Annotated in this window: 18 protein-coding genes and 1 tRNA gene; 7 read left to right on the plus strand and 12 right to left on the minus strand. The window is 66.8% G+C overall.

Annotation, left to right across the window (positions count from 1 at the left end; translation table 11 throughout):
• Positions 1 to 5 precede the first annotated feature (5 nt).
• Both AB4Y42_RS09855 and AB4Y42_RS09860 read left to right on the plus strand, forming a co-directional pair.
• The gene (locus tag AB4Y42_RS09855; RefSeq protein ID WP_368694073.1) at positions 6 to 692 is read left to right on the plus strand and encodes an HAD family hydrolase; all 687 of its coding nucleotides are present in this window, start codon (positions 6 to 8) and stop codon (positions 690 to 692) included.
• A gap of 69 nt (positions 693 to 761) precedes the next feature.
• Complete coding sequence (locus tag AB4Y42_RS09860) at positions 762 to 1,871, plus strand: ABC transporter ATP-binding protein (protein ID WP_368687616.1); 1,110 nt, start codon at positions 762 to 764, stop codon at positions 1,869 to 1,871.
• Between the two features lie 114 nt (positions 1,872 to 1,985).
• Here AB4Y42_RS09860 and AB4Y42_RS09865 read toward each other — a convergent pair whose 3' ends face one another.
• From AB4Y42_RS09865 to mutL, 5 genes are all read right to left on the minus strand, one after another.
• On the minus strand, positions 1,986 to 2,933 hold the full coding sequence (locus tag AB4Y42_RS09865; protein WP_368687617.1) for a sugar-binding transcriptional regulator: 948 nt from the start codon (positions 2,931 to 2,933) through the stop codon (positions 1,986 to 1,988).
• Between the two features lie 43 nt (positions 2,934 to 2,976).
• Positions 2,977 to 4,458, minus strand: a complete 1,482-nt coding sequence (gene xylB, locus AB4Y42_RS09870) for a xylulokinase (RefSeq protein WP_368694074.1) — start codon at positions 4,456 to 4,458, stop codon at positions 2,977 to 2,979.
• A 122-nt stretch (positions 4,459 to 4,580) separates the two neighbouring features.
• A complete protein-coding gene (dalD, locus tag AB4Y42_RS09875) occupies positions 4,581 to 5,987 on the minus strand; it encodes a D-arabinitol 4-dehydrogenase (protein WP_368687619.1) in 1,407 nt (468 codons plus the stop codon).
• 256 nt (positions 5,988 to 6,243) lie between these two features.
• Positions 6,244 to 7,224 carry a tRNA (adenosine(37)-N6)-dimethylallyltransferase MiaA gene (miaA, locus tag AB4Y42_RS09880; RefSeq protein ID WP_368694075.1) on the minus strand — a complete coding sequence of 327 codons (981 nt, stop codon included), beginning with the start codon at positions 7,222 to 7,224 and terminating at the stop codon, positions 6,244 to 6,246.
• Complete coding sequence (gene mutL / locus AB4Y42_RS09885) at positions 7,221 to 9,344, minus strand: DNA mismatch repair endonuclease MutL (protein ID WP_368694076.1); 2,124 nt, start codon at positions 9,342 to 9,344, stop codon at positions 7,221 to 7,223. Before mutL ends, miaA begins: the two co-directional genes overlap by 4 nt.
• A gap of 224 nt (positions 9,345 to 9,568) precedes the next feature.
• Here mutL and AB4Y42_RS09890 point away from each other — a divergent pair, with 224 nt between their 5' ends.
• Positions 9,569 to 10,255, plus strand: coding sequence for a DedA family protein (locus tag AB4Y42_RS09890; protein WP_368687622.1), 687 nt, complete (start codon positions 9,569 to 9,571; stop codon positions 10,253 to 10,255).
• A 100-nt stretch (positions 10,256 to 10,355) separates the two neighbouring features.
• On the opposite strand, the gene AB4Y42_RS09895 is transcribed toward AB4Y42_RS09890, so the two are convergent.
• The gene (locus tag AB4Y42_RS09895; protein WP_368687623.1) at positions 10,356 to 11,171 is read right to left on the minus strand and encodes a mechanosensitive ion channel family protein; all 816 of its coding nucleotides are present in this window, start codon (positions 11,169 to 11,171) and stop codon (positions 10,356 to 10,358) included.
• A gap of 273 nt (positions 11,172 to 11,444) precedes the next feature.
• Here AB4Y42_RS09895 and AB4Y42_RS09900 point away from each other — a divergent pair, with 273 nt between their 5' ends.
• The gene (locus tag AB4Y42_RS09900; RefSeq protein WP_368687624.1) at positions 11,445 to 12,131 is read left to right on the plus strand and encodes a ParB-like protein; all 687 of its coding nucleotides are present in this window, start codon (positions 11,445 to 11,447) and stop codon (positions 12,129 to 12,131) included.
• 100 nt (positions 12,132 to 12,231) lie between these two features.
• Here the strand turns inward: AB4Y42_RS09900 and AB4Y42_RS09905 are convergent, their stop codons facing one another.
• On the minus strand, positions 12,232 to 13,161 hold the full coding sequence (locus AB4Y42_RS09905; protein WP_368687625.1) for a LysR family transcriptional regulator: 930 nt from the start codon (positions 13,159 to 13,161) through the stop codon (positions 12,232 to 12,234).
• 118 nt (positions 13,162 to 13,279) lie between these two features.
• On the opposite strand from AB4Y42_RS09905, the gene AB4Y42_RS09910 reads away from it, so the two are divergent.
• The 3 genes from AB4Y42_RS09910 (at position 13,280) to AB4Y42_RS09920 (ending at position 15,137) form a co-directional block, all read left to right on the plus strand.
• Positions 13,280 to 13,843 carry a cytochrome b gene (locus AB4Y42_RS09910; RefSeq protein ID WP_368687626.1) on the plus strand — a complete coding sequence of 188 codons (564 nt, stop codon included), beginning with the start codon at positions 13,280 to 13,282 and terminating at the stop codon, positions 13,841 to 13,843.
• Positions 13,844 to 13,904: 61 nt separating this feature from the next.
• Entirely contained in the window at positions 13,905 to 14,492 is a 588-nt protein-coding gene (locus tag AB4Y42_RS09915) for a YceI family protein (RefSeq protein ID WP_368687627.1), read from the plus strand.
• Between the two features lie 54 nt (positions 14,493 to 14,546).
• Entirely contained in the window at positions 14,547 to 15,137 is a 591-nt protein-coding gene (locus AB4Y42_RS09920; RefSeq protein WP_368687628.1) for a YceI family protein, read from the plus strand.
• A 106-nt stretch (positions 15,138 to 15,243) separates the two neighbouring features.
• On the opposite strand, the gene AB4Y42_RS09925 is transcribed toward AB4Y42_RS09920, so the two are convergent.
• From AB4Y42_RS09925 to tolB, 5 genes are all read right to left on the minus strand, one after another.
• The gene (locus AB4Y42_RS09925; RefSeq protein ID WP_368694077.1) at positions 15,244 to 15,690 is read right to left on the minus strand and encodes a hypothetical protein; all 447 of its coding nucleotides are present in this window, start codon (positions 15,688 to 15,690) and stop codon (positions 15,244 to 15,246) included.
• 161 nt (positions 15,691 to 15,851) lie between these two features.
• A tRNA-Lys gene (locus AB4Y42_RS09930) sits at positions 15,852 to 15,927 on the minus strand.
• 176 nt (positions 15,928 to 16,103) lie between these two features.
• Complete coding sequence (gene ybgF, locus AB4Y42_RS09935) at positions 16,104 to 16,853, minus strand: tol-pal system protein YbgF (RefSeq protein ID WP_266231215.1); 750 nt, start codon at positions 16,851 to 16,853, stop codon at positions 16,104 to 16,106.
• A gap of 23 nt (positions 16,854 to 16,876) precedes the next feature.
• Complete coding sequence (pal, locus tag AB4Y42_RS09940; RefSeq protein WP_042266217.1) at positions 16,877 to 17,383, minus strand: peptidoglycan-associated lipoprotein Pal; 507 nt, start codon at positions 17,381 to 17,383, stop codon at positions 16,877 to 16,879.
• Positions 17,384 to 17,401: 18 nt separating this feature from the next.
• Complete coding sequence (gene tolB, locus AB4Y42_RS09945; RefSeq protein WP_342921148.1) at positions 17,402 to 18,694, minus strand: Tol-Pal system beta propeller repeat protein TolB; 1,293 nt, start codon at positions 18,692 to 18,694, stop codon at positions 17,402 to 17,404.
• Positions 18,695 to 18,794: the final 100 nt, after the last annotated feature.

Here is an 18,794-nt window from a genome sequence, read left to right on the forward strand (position 1 = left end):
ATGCGATGTCCATTCAAGCCCTGATCTGCGATTGCGACGGCGTGCTGATCGACAGCGAAGCGGTGGCGGCCCGCGTGCTGGTGCGCGAACTCGAAGCGCGCTGGCCCGGCGTGGACGCGGCGCCCGTCGTCATGCCGCTGCTCGGCCAGCGTATCGAGCGCGTGCTGAGCGGCGCGGGCGAAGCGCTCGGGCGCAGCCTCACCGCCGCCGACGTCGATGCGATCCGCACCGTGGCCGAGGCCGAAGCGCGCGAGGCGCCGCTGTTCCCGGGCGTCGTGGCGGCGCTGGAAGCCGTGGCGCTCACCAAGGCCTGCGCGAGCAACAGCTACACGGCGGTGGTGCGCGAGGTGCTGACGCGCAACGGCCTCGACCGCTTCTTTGGCGCGCGTGTGTACTGCGCCGATATCGTCGCCCGGCCGAAGCCCGCGCCCGACGTTTATCTCGCGGCGGCGCAGGGCATGGACGTCGCGCCCGCTGCGTGCCTCGTGGTCGAGGACAGCGTGACGGGCGTGAGCGCGGCGCGCGCCGCGGGCATGACGGTGCTCGGCTTCGTGGGCGGCACGCATGTGGGCGGCGACGCGCACGCGCACGAGTTGCGCGAAGCGGGCGCAATCGAGATCTTCGACGACATGACGACGCTGCCCGCGCGGGTGGCGTACTGGATGAATCAGGCGCAAACGCGTTCGAACTGAACCGGCTTAAGCAGACTTAAGCTGACTTAAGCTGACTTAAGCTGACTTAAGCAGAAACGGAGACACATCATGGCAAGCGTGATCCTCAGAGACGTACTGAAGCGCTACGACGACAACGAAGTGCTGCGCGACGTGAACCTCGACATCGGCGACGGCGAATTCGTCGTGTTCGTGGGCCCGAGCGGCTGCGGCAAGACCACGCTCATGCGCATGATCGCGGGGCTGGAGGACATCAGCGGCGGCGACCTGATGATCGACGGCACGCGCATGAACGACGTGCCGCCGGCCAAGCGCGGCATCGCGATGGTGTTCCAGTCGTACGCGCTGTATCCGCACATGACGCTGTACGACAACATGGCGTTCGGCCTCAAGCTCGCGGGCGCGAAGAAGCCCGAAATCGACGCGGCCGTGAAGAACGCCGCGAAGATCCTGCACATCGACCACCTGCTCGACCGCAAGCCCAAGCAGCTCTCGGGCGGCCAGCGCCAGCGCGTGGCGATCGGGCGGGCGATCACGCGCAAGCCGAAGGTGTTCCTGTTCGACGAACCGCTCTCGAACCTCGACGCCGCGCTGCGCGTGAAGATGCGCCTCGAATTTGCGCGCCTGCACGACGAACTGAAGACGACGATGATCTACGTGACGCACGATCAGGTCGAAGCGATGACGCTCGCCGACAAGATCGTCGTACTCTCGGCGGGCAATGTCGAACAGGTCGGTAGTCCGAACCGTCTCTATCACGCGCCGGCGAATCGCTTCGTGGCGGGCTTCATCGGCTCGCCGAAGATGAATTTCCTCGACGGCACGGTGCAGCAGATCGGCAGCGACGGCGTCGTCGTGCGCTACGAAACGGGCGATACGCAGAAGGTGGGCGTCGAGCCGGGCAAGGCGCGCGAGGGCGACAAGGTGACGGTGGGCATCCGCCCCGAGCACCTGCACATCATGACGGGCGCGGAAGGCGTGAGCGCGAAGGCGATGACGGTCGAGTCGCTCGGCGACGCCGCCTATCTCTACGCCGAATGCCCGGTCGCGCCCGATGGCCTGATCGCGCGCATTCCGCCGCTGGAGCGGCACGAGCGCGGCGAGGCGTTCAAGGTGGGATCGACGCCAGACCATTGCCATCTCTTCGACGCGAACGGCCTGGCGTTCGAGCGTCGCTTCGCGCAGCAACTGGCTGCGTGAGTTCACTGGCTTGCCGGACGCACCGCCTCGGAGGAGGGTGAGGCGGTGTCTTGTGTGGCGAGGTACCTGAGGTTGCCTTTGTCAGCCCGCTTCGTGCGGGCTTCTTTTTGGGGCTTAGCGTTCGATCGCGGCGCGCGCGCACTGCTCGTCGGTGACGAGCCCCGAGAGCCAGCCGCCGTTGAGCGCCGCGATCACCGCTTCGCGCTTGCGCGCGCCGCCGGCGAAGCCGATGGTCGGACGTCGCGGCGGCGAATCGAGGTACACGCTCGTGACGCGGCGGCCCGTGGGCGAATCGACGCGCTTGCCGGCGGCGTCGATCGGCAGGCCGAGCATTTCGGCGATGGCACCCTGGTCCATCAGTTCGCGCACTTCGTCGGAGGTGATGAAGCCGTCCTCATGCAGCGGGCAATGCTCGCCGATGTTGCCGATGCCGACGAACGCGACATCGGCCTCGCCCGACAGTGACTCGACGATGCGATAGAGCCGGTGATTGCACCATTGCGCGCGCTCGGCCTCGTTATCCGCGATGAGCGGCGCGGGCAGCAGAAAGTGCTTGCCACCCGTCTTCTCGGAGATGTGCAGCGCGACGTCGTAGCGGTTCGACGAGCCGTCCTGGGCGATCGCGCCCACCATCGAAACCAGCCGATGCTGTGGCCGCTCCAGTTGCGCGATCTGATCGACGGCGGCCTTGAGCGTGCGACCGCTGCTCACGGCCACCACCATCGGCCGCTCTTCGGTGAGGTAGCGCTCCATCACCTGCGCGCCTGCAACGGCGAGCTTGCGGTCGATTTCCTCGGGCGTGTCGTTGTCCACGGGCACCACTTCGCAGACCGAAAGGCCATAGCGCTTCGAAAGCGCGTCGGCGAGCGCGAGACAATCGGCGAGACGATGATCGACACGCACGCGAATGAGGTTCTTCTCGACCGCGAACGCGACGAGGCGCTGCGCCACCGGGCGCGACACCTGCAGCTTCTCGGCGATTTCGTTCTGGGTGTTGCCGGCCACGTAGTAGAGCCAGGCGGCGCGGGTCGCGAGATCGAGTTTTTCGGTGGACTTGGGCACGGTGGTGGTCGGGGGGATGCGGGGCCGAAGTGTACTGCACGCGTTACGCGAGGCGTTCGCGCGAGGGCTCGAAGAGCGGGCGCACGTGGCGGTACAGCGCGCGGTAGGCGGTGAGCCGCTCGCGCAGCGCCGCGTGGCGCGCGGCGTTGGGCGTGTACTCGGCCACCACGGGTGGCTTGGTCAGCACCTCACGCGCGTCGCCGCCCGCCGCGAGCCAGCCAAGCCGCGCCGCGCCGAGCGCCGCGCCCGTCTCGCCGCCGCCGTGCTGGCGCGTGGGCGTGTCGAATGCGTCCGCAACCAGTTGCGCCCAGTAGCCGCTGCGCGCGCCGCCGCCCAGCATCGACAGCGCACCCACTTCGGTGCCCGCGGCCGCGAGCGCGTCGAGGCCGTCGGTGAGCGCGAGCGTCACGCCTTCGAGCACGGCGTAGCCGAGCAGCGCGCGGTCGGTCGCGTGCGTCATGCCGAAGAACACACCCTGCGCATACGGGTCGTTGTGCGGCGTGCGCTCGCCCGAGAGATACGGCAGGAAGAGCGGGGCCTCGGCGAGGGTCGGCGCGTTGAGCTGCTCGACTTCGGCGAGCAGCGTGGGCTCGTTCGTGCCCGTGAGCTTGCAGACCCAGCGCAGGCAGCTCGCCGCCGAAAGCACGACGCTCATCTGGTGCCAGCGGTCCGGAATGGCATGGCAGAACGCGTGCACGGCGGAAGCGGGATTCGGCCGGAAACGGTCGCCCACCACGCAGAGCACGCCCGAGGTGCCGAGCGAGACGAAGCCGTCGCCGGGCTGCGTGGCGCCGATGCCGATGGCGCTCGTCGCGTTGTCGCCGCCGCCCGCCGCCACGACCACGTCCTCGCGCAAGCCGAATTCGCGCGCGAGCGCGGGCAGGAGCGTGCCGGACGGCGCACTGCCTTCGGCGAGCGCGGGCATTTGCGCGCGCGTCATGTTGCAGGCGTCGAGCAGCGCGTCGGACCAGTCGCGTTTGGCCACGTCGAGCCAGAGCGTGCCCGCGGCATCCGATGGATCGGAGACCTTGCCGCCGGTGAGCTGCAGGCGCAGATAGTCCTTCGGCAGCAGCACACAGGCCGTTGCGCGAAAGACTTGCGGCTCGTGGCGCGCGACCCACAGCAGCTTGGGCGCGGTGAAGCCCGGCATGGCGAGATTGCCCGCGATGCGATGCAGCTGCGGCGCGCGCGCGGTGAGCTCGGCGCATTCGTCCACGGCGCGCATGTCGTTCCAGAGGATCGCGGGGCGCAGCACGTTGTCGTGCGCGTCGAGCAGCACGGCGCCGTGCATCTGCCCGGAAAGGCCAATGCCGCGCACCTGCGCGAATTCGTGCGGATGCGCCTCGCGCAGCGCGGCGAGCGCGCGGCGCGTGCCGTCCCACCAGTCGGCGGGATTCTGCTCGGACCAGCGCGGGTGAGGGCGCGAGACGACGAAGGGCGTGCCGGCGGTGCCGATCACGCGGCCGTCGGGCGCGAGCAGCAGGACTTTCACTTCGGAGGTGCCGAGGTCGATGCCGAGATACATAGGCGCGCTGAAGTCGTGAAGAGAGTTGCGCTACTTTAGCCGCGCGCCGGGCGCGACGCCATGCGCGCCGACCCGGAGGGCGCGCGTGGCGCGGGTGTTGCGGATTACGGTGCGGTCTGTCTTCAAACGCTGCAGCCGCGCGAGGCGAGCCACTGGTCGACGCGCGTGAGCGCGCCGCGCACCGCGCCGCCCAGTGTCGGGTTGCCGGCGAGGCCGCCCCACAGCAGCTTGTCGCCGAGAAACGCCGAGACGGGGTCGCCGCTCTCGAACATGCGGTGCACGGCCGCTTCGTCCATGACGCCGTCCTGGTAGCGGTAGGGCAGCGTGCCCTTGTGCCAGCGTTCCAGAAAGCGCAGGAAGAGCGCGGGCAGCATGGCCGTGGCGGCGGGCGTCGCGCCCCCGGCGATGCGTTGCGCGAGCGTGGGCGCGATGAAGCCGGGGATCTTCGAGTAGCCGTCGGCGGCCACGCGCTGGTTCGTGTCCTGGATGTACGGATTGCTGAAGCGTTCGAGCACGACGTCGCGATACTTCGCGAGATCGAGCGGGCTGGGCGTGAGGCAGGGAATCACGTCCTCGCTCACGTACTCGCGCGCGAAGGTGCGGATGTCGGCGTCGTGGGTGCCTTCGTGGATGAAGTCGAGCCCGACGAGCGTGCCCGCCCACGCTATGCAGCTGTGCGTAGCGTTGAGGATGCGGATCTTCGCTTCCTCGTAGGGCATCACCGATTCGACCATCTCCGCGCCGGCGCGCTCCCAGGCGGGCCGCCCTGCGCAGAAGTGATCCTCGATCACCCACTGGATGAACGCCTCGCCCATCACCGGGCAGGCGTCGTCCACGCCGGTCGCCGCTTTTACGCGCTCGCGCACGTCGGGCGTGGGGCGCGGCGTGATGCGGTCGACCATGGAGTCGGGGCACGCCGTGTTCGCGTCGAACCAGTCGCGCAGATCCGTTGCGCCGCGCAGCGCGAGGAATTCGCGCATGCCCGCATGAAAGCGCTTGCCATTGCTGCGCAGGTTGTCGCAGGTCTGCAGCGTGACGGGGCCGCCGTCGCGCGCCTTGCGCGCTTCGAGGATCGCGGCGAGCGCGCCGTAAATCGTCGTGCGGCCGCCCTTGAGGTCGGCGGCGAGGTCGGGGTTCGCGGTGTCGAGGCGGTCGTGTTCGTCGAGGTAATAGCCGCCTTCGGTCACGGTGAACGCGACGATCCTGCAGTTCGCGTCGGCGCCTGCGTCGATCAGGCTAGCGAGATCGGCGGACCACGGCAGCACGCGCGTGATCGAGCGGATCGTCTCGTAAGCGCGCTCGCCCTGCGGCGTGACCGTTTCGAGCGTGTAGACGCCGTTCTGCGCGGCCAGCGCGTCCATCACGGCGTTCATGTCGGAGCGGATGTTGCCGACGGTGAGCGACCAGGCGGCCTCGTCGGGCTTGCGCGCGAGGTTCACGCGATGCAGGTACCACGCCTGATGCGCCCGGTGAAACGACCCGGCGCCGATGTGCAGGATCACGTTCGCATTGCTGCGTTCGGTGTTCATTCGGTGTCTCCTTACTCAAAGCGGCCGATCGGCTCGAGCCTGAGCAATTGCTCTAGTGATGAACGAATGATCGTATCCGGTCGATCGAAAGTCAAGCGGGCGAGGGCGGTTTTCGGTGGCGCGCTGCGGCGGGGGAGGGCGCGCGTGCGCGTGCAGCGCACGGACGTGCCCCACCTGCGGGCCGAGCGAGGATGTTGTGGCGCACAAAGCGCCCGGGGTAGAAAGCGGGGAAAAAGGGTCGGCGGGGGCGGCGGCCTCAGCCGCCGATCTGCGCGACTGCCGCGACGGCCTGTTCGGTCGCATCCTGCGCGCAGCAATCCACGACGATGCGCTCCGGCATGGCGCGCAGCCACGTGAGCTGGCGCTTGCAGAGCTGGCGGGTGGCGAACACGCCCTTGTCGCGCATGGTGTCGTAATCGACCTCGCCATCGAGGTATTCCCAAACCTGGCGATACCCCACGCAGCGCATCGACGGCAGGTTCGGGTTCAGGTCGCCGCGCGCACGCAGCGCCTTCACCTCGTCGATGAGACCGCCCGCGAGCATCGCATCGAAGCGCGCTTCGATGCGCGCGTGCAGCACGCTGCGATCGGACGGCTCGAGCGCGACGGGCACGAAGCGGTAACGCGCGGCTTCATCCTCGCGTGTGGACGGCGCGGCGAGCAGCACCGACATCGGCTGCCCGCTCAGCATGAAGATCTCGAGCGCACGCTGGATGCGCTGCGAGTCGTTCGGGGCGAGGCGTGCAGCCGTGGCCGGATCGACCTGCGCGAGGCGGGTGTGCATGGCGGGCCAGCCGTCGCGTGCGGCTTCGGCGTCGAGTTGCGCGCGCACGGCCGGATCGGCCGAGGGCAGGTCGTTGAGGCCTTGCGTGAGCGCCTTGTAGTAGAGCATCGTCCCGCCCACGAGCAGCGGCACGTGCCCGCGCGCGACGATCTCGCCCGTCACGCGCAGTGCGTCGGCGCGAAAGTCCGCGGCCGAATAGGCATCCTGAGGATCGACGATATCGATCAGATGATGCGCGGCGGCCGCACGCTCCGCGGCGCTCGGCTTCGCCGTGCCGATGTCCATCTCTCGATACACAAGCGCCGAATCGACGCTCACGATTTCCACCGTGCGCCCGCGCGCCGCCGACTGCGCGGCATACGCGAGCGCGGCCGCCGTCTTGCCCGAGGCAGTGGGGCCGAGCAGACACGCGACGGGCAGCGCTGCGTCGGTTGGTTCCGTAGACTGCGTCATTGACCGCGCATGAAGAGCCGATCGAGATCGGCGAGCGTGAGCTGGTACCAGGTCGGCCGGCCGTGGTTGCACTGGTCGGCGCGCTCGGTGGCTTCCATCTGGCGCAGGAGCGCGTTCATTTCGTCGAGCGTGAGACGCCGGTTCGCGCGCACCGCATGATGGCAGGCGAGCGTGCCGAGCATCTCGTGCTGGCGCTCGGTGAGCACGCGCGAGCCGCCGTACTCGTGCAGGTCGGCGAGCACGGCGCGCGCGAGCGCCTGGAGATCGGCGTCCTTGAGGAGCGCGGGCACCGCGCGGATCGCAATCGAGGTGGGCGAGAGGACGGCGAGATCGAAACCCAGCGCTTCGAGCGTGGCCTTTTCTTCCTCGACGGTGCCGGTTTCGACGGGATCGGCCGTCATCGAGATCGGGATCAGCAAGGGCTGCACCGCGAGCGAGCGTTCGGCGAGGGCCTGCTTGAACTGCTCGTACAGGATGCGCTCGTGCGCGGCGTGCATGTCGACGATCACGAGGCCGCGCGCGTTCTGCGCGAGCACGTAGATGCCATGGACCTGGCCGAGCGCGAAGCCGAGCGGATGGTCCTCGCCGGCTTCGAAGGCGGCGTTCGGCGCGCCGGCAGCGAACGCATCCACTGCGCCGTCTTGCGCCTGCAGCACGGTCGAACCTTGCGCCGTGCCGGCGCCGACATCCTTGCGGCCGAACAACGCGTCATACAGTGCAAGCGGCTGCGCGACGGGCAGGCTGCCTTGCGTCATGCGCGACTGGCGCAGCCAGGTGTTGCCGCTGCCCGCGCTGGCAGCGCCGCCGCCTGGCTGGCCGAATCCCGACGCGCGCGAGAGCGCGCCACCCATGCCGCCGCCAAAGCTGCTCGCCACGCTCGCAGTGCCGAACTTGCCGTCGGCGCCGAAGCCGCCCCTGGCGCCGGGCGCTGCGCCTCCACGCGCGGAGTCGGCCGCGCCCGAAGCCAGCCCCACCGAGGCGCCCAGCACCCCGGCGCCCGGCAGCGCCCGCGGCTCGATCAGCGCAGCGGCATGGCCGCCCGAGGTGGTCTCGGGCGAGGCACCCGCGTGGCGGGCGAGCGCGCGCTGCACGGCATGAAACACGAACTGGTGAATCGAGCGCGAATCGCGGAAACGCACTTCGATCTTCGAGGGATGCACGTTCACGTCGACGGCTTCGGGCGGCAGGTCGAGGAACAGCACGTACGACGGGTAGCGGTCGCCGTGCAGCACGTCCTCGTACGCCGAGCGCACCGCGTGCGTGAGCAGCTTGTCGCGCACGAAGCGGCCGTTCACGAAGAAGTACTGCTGGTCGGCGCGGTTGCGGCTCGCCGTCGGCAGCCCTGCACAACCGTACACGGCGAGCGGACCGGCGCGCTCGTCGAGCGGCAAATGCGCCGTGGCGAACACTTCGCCGAGGATCTTCGAGACGCGCGTGGCCGGATCGCTCGCGTTCCAGTGCTCGACCGCGCGGCCGTTGTGCAGCACCGAGATCGCGACGTCCGGGCGCGCGAGCGCGCTGCGGCGGATCATCTCGAGGCAATGGCCCAGTTCGGTCTGCTCGCTCTTGAGGAACTTGCGGCGCGCGGGCGTGTTGAAGTACAGCTCGCGCACTTCGATGGTGGTGCCCTGGCCGCCCGCAGCCGGCGAGATCGCGCCGGTGTGCCCCTCGATCTTCACGGCGTGCGGCGCGTCGGCGCTACGGCTCGTGATCGACATCTCGGCCACCGAGGCGATCGACGCCAGCGCTTCGCCGCGGAACCCGAGCGTCGCGACGCTCTCCAGTTCGGCAAGCGAGCGGATCTTGCTCGTGGCGTGGCGCATGAGCGCGAGCGGGAGTTCGGCTTCGGGAATCCCGCAGCCATCGTCGGCGATGGAGATCCGCTTGACGCCGCCCTCGTCGAGCAGGATGCGCAGCGTGCTCGCGCCCGCGTCGAGCGCGTTTTCGAGCAGTTCCTTGACGACGGAGGCGGGCCGCTCGACCACTTCACCCGCGGCGATCTGGCTGATGAGCTGGTCGGGCAGCGCCTGGATCGCGCGCGCGGGCTGCGCGGCGCGCGATGCGACGGCGGCGCTGGCGGAATCCGGCGCGGCGCCGGTGGGTTCGGAATTCGAAGACATGCGCGCAATTATAGCGAGTCGGCGCCTGCGGACCCGACGCGCTTGAGCGCCCGCGAAACCCTCATCTAGCCGCGCTTTGTGCGCAAATTCACCGAAATTGACGGGATATTTTCGTGACGCGCGGGCACTTTCGGTATCATGGCGCGGTCAATTTGGCTTCTCGCGCAACACAGGGCGAACGCGCTTTTTTCAGGCGCGCGGCCCGCGATCAATAAGGGACACTTTTGGATACGCTCCTGCAGTTCGTCAATCTTGTCTTGCATATCGACAAGTTTCTCGGTGTCTTCATCCAGCAATACGGCGGCTGGGTCTACGCGGTGCTGTTCCTGATCGTGTTCTGCGAAACCGGGCTCGTGGTGCTGCCGTTTCTGCCCGGCGACTCGCTGCTCTTCATCGGCGGCGCGTTTGCCGCGACGCATGAAATGAATCTCGGCGTGCTGATCGTGCTGCTGCTCGTGGCGGCAGTCCTCGGCAATACGGTGAACTTTCTGATTGGGCGCGCCATCGGGCCGAAGGTGTTCAATACGCACATTCCCGTGCTCGAACGCTTCCTCGACCGCGCCGCACTGCAGAAAACCCACGAATTCTACGAGCGCCACGGCGGCAAGACCATCGTGCTCGCGCGCTTCATTCCTGTCGTGCGGACGTTCGCGCCGTTCGTGGCGGGCGTCTCGCAAATGCCTATGCGACGCTTTCAGTTTTACACGGTCACGGGCGCGCTGTTCTGGGTGTTGCTGCTCGTGCTGCTCGGCTACTTCTTCGGCAACATTCCGTTCATTCGCCAGTACCTCAACGTGATCGTGCTCGTCGGCATCGGCGCGGCGATCGTGCCGATCCTGATCGGCGGCGTGTGGAAGATGCTGCGCAAGGACTCGCGTGGCGGCGCCGTGCGCAAGCCCAACGGCGGTTGAGCGTCCGGCGCCTCGCCTCCAGGCGGCAACGCAAAGAAAAACGGCATCGCCTGCGAAGGCGATGCCGTTTTGTTTTGGCGGGTGCGTCGAACGCGGCGCGCTAGGCGCCCACGCGGCGAATGATCGAGGGCGTCTCGGGCGTCGGGTAGCCCGCGTCCTTGAAGGTCTCGACTATCGTGCGGTTGGTGTCGAAGTACACCTGCCAGTAGCTGTCATTGCTGGTGTAAGGCCGCACGGCCAGCAGCGGGCCTTCGGGCGTGAACGAGAGAATCTCGACGTCGGGCGGCGGCTCCTGCGCGACGTTCGGAATCTTCGCGATGGCCGCGCGCAGGCGGCTGGCCGCATCGACGGGATCGACGCCGTTGGCGATCTTCGCGGTCAGCTCCACGCGGCGCACGGGCGTCGCGCTGTAGTTCGAGATGGTGTCCGAGAAGATCTTGTTGTTGCCGACGATGTTGACCACGTTGTCCGGCGAGATGATGGTCGTGCCGAAGATGCCGAGTTCCTTCACGGTGCCCGTCACGCCTCCGGCCGTCACGAAGTCGCCCACCTTGAACGGGCGCAGCACCTGCATGAACACGCCCGCCGCGAAATGCGCGAGCAGGCCGCCCCACGCGGTACCGATGGCGAGGCCGAGACCGGCGAGGAGCGCCGCGAACGAGGTGGTCTGCACGCCGAACACCTGCAGGATCGCGAGGACCAGCAGCAGGTTCAACACGGCGGCGAGGATCGAACTGAGGTAATGCGCGAGCGTGGGATCGACGCGCTCGTTGCGCGCGAGCACCTTGCGCAGCACACCGGCGACGAGGTTGATGGCCCAGCGTCCGATGATCCACAGGACGATCGCCGCCAGGACCTTGGTCCCGAAGTCGATGCCCCGGGTCATGATGAATACGCGGATAGTTTCGAGATCCAAAATGCCCTCGCTTGTGTCGTTGGTTGAGCCTGGAAGACGTGCAACTGACAGCGGCGGGAGCATGACGGGCGCGGTGGTTCGCGCCGACTGTCCCTTGGCGCATTTATAGGCGAAGCGGCGAAAGCGTGCATCCAGCGTGCCCGGCGGTCTCAGGGTTGACCCTGTGCACGGAGCGCGCGGCGCGCGTCCGCTCGATGCGGCATGCATGACCGTTCGGCTGTATCGTTGCGCGATCGACCCCGACACCAACCGACACTAAACAGGAGGCCCGCCATGAACCTGCCGAACACCGATCTCCATCTCATCACCGTGAAGCTCGACGAGTTGCGTCCCACGCAGATCACGGTGGGCTTTCGGGAGGTGAACGCCAAGCGCGCGCACTGGCAGACGCTCGACAAGAAGGGGCGCGCGGCGGCCATCGACTCGCACTGGTTTCCCGCCGTGCTCGGGCCGAAGTCGCGCTACTACGTGGTGGATCATCACCACCTCGGCCGCGCGTGGCTCGAAGAATCGGTCGAGAGCGTGCGGGTGACCGTCCTCAAGGATCTCTCGTGGCTCGAGCCCACCATCTTCTGGCGCATGATGGAGCACAACCAGTGGGTGCATCCGTTCGATGCCGCGGGCGAGCGCTGCGAATTCGACCAGTTGCCCAGGCAGCTCCTTGGGCTTGCCGACGATCCGTATCGCAGCCTCGCGGGCGAGTTGCGCACGTCGGGCGGCTACGCGAAGGACACGACGCCGTTCAGCGAATTCCTGTGGGCCGACTATCTGCGCCGCAAGGTATCAGAAACGCGCCTGCGCAAGGACTTCGACGCGGCGCTCGCCGACGCGCTGTCGCACGCACACGATCCCGACGCGCGTTATCTGCCGGGCTGGTCGGGCGTGGTGCCAGCCGCGCCGGCAGCGCCGTCGGCGGCGCCGGCTAAGGCTGACAAGCCTGCCAGGGTCAAGAAGGGCTGAAGCGGGCGGCGCACCCTGCCTCGCCAAGGCGAGATGCAGGCGTGCGCGGGGTGGCGTTCGTACCACCCGCACGCGCATCGCTTGCGCGCCAGTTCAGCGTTCAGCGGGCGTCGGGCAACGGCGACTGCGGCGGCGCGCCCTTCGTGAGGTAGTGGCAGAGCCACTCGCTGGCGGGGCCGCGCGCCGCGTCGGTGCGATGAATCAGCGAGATGTTGTAGCTCACCGAGCGCCGGTCCGCGAGCGCGACGCGCACGAGCCGCCCGGCTTCGAGATCGCCTTCCACGAGGTGCTTCGGCATCGACCCCCAGCCGAGGCCCGCGAGCAGCAGCCGGTGCTTCGCGCCGAGGTCGCCGAGCTTCCACGCGCGATTGCTGTACACGCCGAAGTTCTGGCCTTCGGTCAGGCGGCTGCGGTCGGTGAGCACCAGCTGCGTGTGCTCGCGCGCGTCCGAAATGCGCACGGGGTGCTCCGCCTTGGCGAGCGGATGGCAGGGGGCGGCCACGAGCACGAGTTCCACGGTGCCGATGGACTGCGCCTCGATCACGTGCGGCCAGTTGTGGTTCGGCCCGCTGATCCCCACCGCGCAGTCGCCGTCGAGCACGAGCTTGAGCACGCCGCCGAGCGCTTCCATGGTGAGATTCAGCGCGACGGTGGGAAACGTGAACGCGAATGCCTGCAGCGCCTCGACGAGGCGCTGCGACGGAAACATCACGTCCACGGCCAGCGAAACCTCGCCCTCGAGCCCCCTCTGCAGGCCGGCCGCCTTGGCGTTAAGCTGACCCATGAGCAGATCGAGGCGGCGCGCGTCGGCGAGGATCGCGCGGCCCGCGGCCGTGAGTTCCGGCTTGCGCTTGCCGCGCTCGAACAGCGCGACGCCCAGCAGCGCCTCGAGATTGGCGATCGTATAGCTGACCACCGACTGCGCGCGGTCGAGCTGGCGCGCCGCCGCCGAGAAGCTGCCGGTTTCGGCGACGGCGATCAGCGCGCGCAGCTGCTCGAGGCTAGGGGAGCGGTCCGAGGTGCGGTCCACGAGGTACGGTCCTTTTCGATCTATCGAAAAAATGGATGATAACCATCCATTTTAGACGATTGTTTGAATAGGTTTGGCCGGGTAAAGTGCACACCTCGAATAATGGAGTCGTATGCCGATGAACCCTGACGTCAAGCCCGCCGAGCGCTATAACGGCGTCGCCATGCTGCTGCACTGGCTGATCGCCGCGCTGATCGTCTGGGGCTTTGCGCTCGGCTGGATCATGACCGACATTCCCGGCATCACGCCCACCAAGCTGCGCTACTTCTCGTGGCACAAGTGGATTGGCGTGACCGTGCTCGCGCTCGTGCTCGTGCGCATTCTCTGGCGCGTCACGCACAGGGCGCCCGCGATGCCCGGCTCCATGCATGGCTGGGAACGGCTCGCCGCGCACCTGGGCCACACCGCGCTTTACGTGCTAATGGTCGCGATTCCCGTGACGGGCTACCTCTATAGCTCGGCGGCGGGCATCCAGGTCGTGTACCTCGGCATCTGGCCGATGCCTGTGCTGATCAGCCCCGACACCGCGCTCAAGGGCGTGCTGCGCGTCGTGCATATCTCGTTGAACTACACCTTGCTCACCGTCGTCGTGCTGCACGTGCTCGCCGTCATCAAGCATCAGCTGATCGACCGCCAGAACATCCTCTCGCGCATGCTGCCGTTCGGCACACCGCGTGACTGACTTCGCGGCGCGCATGCGCCGACTCCGTTTCCCGATGCCTCCCACCTTGGACCGACTGCCCATGATCCAGCGTCTTGCCCATTCCGCCTCCGTCGTCGCGCTCGGCGCGGCGCTCGCCGCCGGCGCGGCGTTTGCCACGACCTTCGCCACCAACGCCAACGCTGCTGCCGAAGCCGCGAAGAACTCCGTGAGCGCCGTGTTCAAGCAGATGAACGTGCCGGTCGAAGGCCGCTTCAATCACTTCACCGCCGACGTGCGCTTCGATCCGGCGAACGTCGCGGCATCGAGCGCGAAGCTCGACGTGGAGGTGGCGAGCTTCGACCTCGGCGCGCCGGAATACAACAAGGAAGTCGCCGGCGACGAGTGGTTCGACGCCTCGCACTTCCCGCACGCGACCTTCGTCTCCACGCAGATCAAAGCCGGCGCGAACGGCGCGTTCACGGTGGCTGGCAAGCTGACCATCAAGGGCAAGACGACCGACGTCGTCGTGCCGGTGCAGTACCGCAAGGACGGCGCCACCCAGGTGTTCGACGGCACGCTGCCCATCAAGCGCCTCGCGTACGGCATCGGTTCGGGCGAGTGGAAGGACACCTCGATCGTCGCCGACGACGTGCAGATCAAGTTTCACATCGTGTCCGCCGCGCACTGACGCGCGTACGGCAGCGCTTTTTCACCCCGTTTCTCCCGCACCAGGAATCGATTCATGAAGACCACGATTTTCGCCGCGGCCGTTGCCGCCTCGCTCGCCGCCTTCGTCGCTACGCCGGCGCTGGCAGCCGCCACGACCTACAACCTCGATCCGATGCACACCTATCCGAGCTTCGAAGCCGATCACTTCGGCGGCGTCTCGGTGTGGCGCGGCAAGTTCACGAAGAGCTCGGGCACGGTCACGCTCGACCGCGAGGCGAAGACGGGCACGGTGGACGTGACGATCGACGCAGCGTCGATCGATACCGGCAACGCGAAGCTCGACAAGCATGTGAGCTCGGCCGAATTCCTCGACACCGCGAAGTACCCGACGGCCACCTACAAGGGCACGTCGATCCGCTTCGACGGCGACAAGCCCGTGGAAGTGATCGGCACGTTCACGCTGCATGGCGTGACGAAGCCGCTGAACCTGAAGATCGACTCGTTCAAGTGCTTCCAGAACCCGATGCTCAAGCGTGAGGTGTGCGGCGCGGACGCGTCGGCGCAATTCGACCGCGCGGACTACGGCGTGAACTGGGGCCAGTCGTATGGCTTCAAGACGGCCACGACGCTGCAGATCCAGGTGGAAGGCGTCAAGGCAGACTGAGTTTGCGCGCGGCATGGACCGCGCGTCGCTCGATGCGAAGCCCGTGCGCTGTCAGGCGCGCGGGCTTTTTTTTGTTGCGGGCAGCGATAAGGACGACGAAGTGTCGTCACTGGATCGGCGAGGTTGCGTGCGTGCTGCGCGGCGACAGCGCGACATCGACGACATGCGAATGCCAGATGCCGCAGGTGGCCTTCACGGGCACCCAGGCGTACTTGCCGCGGACCTTGGCGAAGGCGCGCAGATGGATCAGCGTGTCGATGGACGGGACCGGCGTGAGCGTGTCGCTCGCGGCGGGCGCGGGCGTGGCATTGGCGCGCACTGGCTGCTCGATCGTCGCCGAGAGCGCGCGCCGATCGGGCACGAGCAGCGAATCGTAGCGCTGCGCCTTGTGCACCCACTGGTCGAGCGCGGCGACGCAATTGACGACGGCGTCCGGCACGCGAATGCGGCGCAGGTATGCGTAGTCTTCGGGTTGCGGCTGGATTTGCGCCTGAACGCGCAGACTGAGCCAGAATAGCGCGAGCAGGGCGCAGGCAAGGGTCGTGAACTTCATGATGACGTGGCCTGTGCAGCGGGGATGTGACGGCGGGGGAGCAGGGAGTATACATGCTGGGCGCATGCTCGCGCGCCGAGTCACTCAAACCGCTTGAGCTTGCGCCGTACGCTGCAAGGCAAAAAGCCCAGTCCGGAGACTGGGCTTTCTGTTTGATGCTTTGGTAGGCCGTACGGGATTCGAACCTGTGACCAACGGATTAAAAGTCCGCTGCTCTACCAGCTGAGCTAACGACCCAAAAGAGAAGCGGGATTATAGCGGCGCCGGGTCAACACGTCAACCTTTGCCGTCATAAAACCGATGGAAACGCCCGGAGCACGCCGTGCCCCGGGCCTTCCCTGTATGCGAGAGGCGCATTTCGCGGCTTTGGCATTACACCAGCGCCACGTCACGCCAAAACCAGCCAGCAGCGCTTATTTGAGCTGTGCAAGCTTGCTCTGCGCCGTCTGGGCGACATCCGAGTTGCCGTACTGCGAAACGACCTGTTCGAGCGTGCGTTTGGCCGCAGCCTTTTGCCCCTGCTCGATCTGGTTGTTCGCAATGGCCAGCAGCGCCTCGGGCGCACGCGGATGCTGCGGGTATTTGTTGACGACGTTCTGCCACGTCGCGGTCGACCCCTTGTAGTCCTTCAGCGCATAGAGCGCGTTGCCGAGCCAGTACTGCGCGGTCGGCTGGTAAGGACTCTGCGGGAACTTCGCGATGAAGCTGCGGAACGATGCCGCCGCGTTCTTGAAGTCGCCGTTGCGGAACTGCTGCGAAGCGGCGTTGAACGCGTCCATCTCGCCCGGCTGAACCGTGCCTTGCATGCCGTCCACGGTCTCCTGCTGCGGCTCGAACTTCTTGAGTCGCGTGTCGAGATCCGTGTAGTAGTCCTTCTGTTGCTTCTGCAGGGTCGCCAACTGGTTCGCCATATCCTCGTTCTGTCCGCGCAACGTCGCGACCTGCTGGTTGAGCTGGTCGAGGTGGTTGGACTGGTCGAGGATCGTGCGTTGAGCGGCGGACAGCTGGCTGGACAGGCTGTCCGTTTTCGCGCGCAGGTCGAGAATCGCCTGGCGCGCCTGATCGTCATCGAAGATACCCGCGTGGGCCGGCAGCGCCGCAAAGGCGACGCCAGCCACGCAGGCGGCTGCGGCTGCGCGCAGCGGGGAGAAACGGTGCGACATACGCCCCTTCATCCAATGCTCAATTACTGTTGATACACGAGGTCAGCACGGCGGTTCTGCGCCCACGATGCTTCGTCGTGGCCCGTTGCGACCGGCTTTTCCTTACCGAGGCTGACAGCTTCCATTTGCGAATCGGGCACGCCCATCAGCGAGAGGGCGCGACGGACCGCTTCAGCACGCTTTTGACCCAGCGCCAGGTTGTATTCGCTCGTGCCGCGCTCGTCGGTGTTGCCCTGGATCAGGACGTGACGTTCCGGGTGCGTCTTGAGGTACTGTGCGTGAGCTTGCAGCAGCGACTGGTAGTCGTCCTTGACGGCGTAGCTGTCGAAATCGAAGTACACGCTGCGCTTGGCGAGCGGGCTGTTCGGGTTGTTCAGCTCATCGACGTTCACCTGGGCGACCGCGTTCGGGTTCGGCTGGGTGTTCATCGCACCGGCGTTCGGGTTCGTTTCCTTGACACCCGACTTGCACGCTGCCAGTGCACCGATCATCAAAACGGCCAAGGCCAGGCGTACTTTCTTCGACATCATTTTTTCTCTCCTGAAGTGTTATTGCATAAAAGGACCCCAGGACGGCTCGCGTACGCTGCCGCCCTGAACGGACAGGATTTGCCGCGTACGACCGTCGGTCGATACTGCGGCCAGCACGCCACGGCCGTTCACCTGTGTGGCGTAAAGAATGTACTGACCGTTCGCCGCGAAGCTGGGCGATTCGTCATGTGTCGTGTCGGTGAGCGCAGTGGCGACACCGGACTGCAGATCTTGAATGTACAGCTTAAATCCGCCGCCCGTGCGTGAGATGTACGCCAGTTGCTTACCGTCCGGGCTGACCTTCGGGCTCGTGTTGTAGTTGCCCGTGAACGTCACACGCTGTGCCGCTCCGGCGCTTTCGCCCTGGGCCGGCATCTTGTAAATCTGAGGCTGGCCGCCGCGGTCGCTCGTGAAATAAATCCAGCGTCCGTCAGGAGAGTAGTTGGGTTCGGTGTCGATCGTCGTGCCTTGCGTGAGGCGGTGCAGGCCGGAGCCGTCGGCATTGACGGCGAAGATTTGCGTGTTGCCCGTGCGCGACAGTGCTACCGCGAGCGTGCGGCCGTCGGGAGACCAGGCCGGCGCCGAATTGTTGCCCTTCTGGTCCGAAATGATCACGCGGCGACCCGTCGGCAGGTCATGCACGTAGACGATCGGCTTCTTCTTTTCGAAAGATACGTAAGCGACCTTGGTGCCGTCGGGCGACCAGGACGGCGAGATGATCGGCTCGGGGCTCGACAGCGCGATGTGCGCGTCTTGTCCATCGGAGTCCGAAACCTGCAACTGGAAGCGGCCGCCCGTCTTGATCACGTATGAAAGACGCGTGGCGAACACGCCGCGATCGCCGAGCAGCTTCTGATAGATGTAGTCGGCAACCTTGTGCGCGCTCATGCGCAGGCCGCTTGCCGGGCTCGTGAGCACGAGGCCGCCGAGGCTTTCGCCCTTCACGGTGTCGTAGAGCTTGAAGCGCACTTCGTACTGGCCGTTGGCGAGCTTGTTCACGCTGCCCGCAACGAACGCGTTGGCGCCCTTGGCCTTCCAGCTGCCGAGGTCGACGGAGTCGTTTTCCGAGATCGGTGCGCTGCCGGCGTCGATATTGGTAAATTTCCCGCTGCGTTGCAGGTCGGCGCGGACGATGGCCGCGACCTGCTCGGGCGAATTCGCTTCACCGGCAAAGTTAGCCGTGGCGATGGGGAACTGGGTAGAGCCCACGCCGGTGACGAGGACGTTGAGTTGTGCGTTCGCCGCTCCGCCCGCCGTGATCAGGCAGGACGCGACGAGGGTTCGCAGGCCAAGCTTCGTCATCAATGTCATGCTGTGATATTTCCTGAAAAAAGCAATTTTGTCATAACGCGCAACAGCAGACTGACCCGAAAACGTTCGAATCGTTCCTTTTTAGCCACTGTTGCGCGGC

The organism is Paraburkholderia sp. EG286B (genome assembly GCF_040965655.1).
In the GTDB taxonomy this organism is placed as follows: domain Bacteria; phylum Pseudomonadota; class Gammaproteobacteria; order Burkholderiales; family Burkholderiaceae; genus Paraburkholderia.

Coding starts and splice junctions, on each gene's coding strand:
- AB4Y42_RS09855 (WP_368694073.1), top strand. CDS start 6: ATGTCCATTCAAGCCCTGATCTGCGATTGCGACGGCGTGCTGATCGAC.
- AB4Y42_RS09860 (WP_368687616.1), top strand. CDS start 762: ATGGCAAGCGTGATCCTCAGAGACGTACTGAAGCGCTACGACGACAAC.
- xylB (WP_368694074.1), bottom strand. CDS start 4,458: ATGTATCTCGGCATCGACCTCGGCACCTCCGAAGTGAAAGTCCTGCTG.
- dalD (WP_368687619.1), bottom strand. CDS start 5,987: ATGAACACCGAACGCAGCAATGCGAACGTGATCCTGCACATCGGCGCC.
- miaA (WP_368694075.1), bottom strand. CDS start 7,224: ATGACGCAGTCTACGGAACCAACCGACGCAGCGCTGCCCGTCGCGTGT.
- mutL (WP_368694076.1), bottom strand. CDS start 9,344: ATGTCTTCGAATTCCGAACCCACCGGCGCCGCGCCGGATTCCGCCAGC.
- AB4Y42_RS09900 (WP_368687624.1), top strand. CDS start 11,445: ATGAACCTGCCGAACACCGATCTCCATCTCATCACCGTGAAGCTCGAC.
- AB4Y42_RS09910 (WP_368687626.1), top strand. CDS start 13,280: ATGAACCCTGACGTCAAGCCCGCCGAGCGCTATAACGGCGTCGCCATG.
- AB4Y42_RS09915 (WP_368687627.1), top strand. CDS start 13,905: ATGATCCAGCGTCTTGCCCATTCCGCCTCCGTCGTCGCGCTCGGCGCG.
- AB4Y42_RS09920 (WP_368687628.1), top strand. CDS start 14,547: ATGAAGACCACGATTTTCGCCGCGGCCGTTGCCGCCTCGCTCGCCGCC.
- AB4Y42_RS09925 (WP_368694077.1), bottom strand. CDS start 15,690: ATGAAGTTCACGACCCTTGCCTGCGCCCTGCTCGCGCTATTCTGGCTC.
- ybgF (WP_266231215.1), bottom strand. CDS start 16,853: ATGTCGCACCGTTTCTCCCCGCTGCGCGCAGCCGCAGCCGCCTGCGTG.
- pal (WP_042266217.1), bottom strand. CDS start 17,383: ATGATGTCGAAGAAAGTACGCCTGGCCTTGGCCGTTTTGATGATCGGT.
- tolB (WP_342921148.1), bottom strand. CDS start 18,694: ATGACATTGATGACGAAGCTTGGCCTGCGAACCCTCGTCGCGTCCTGC.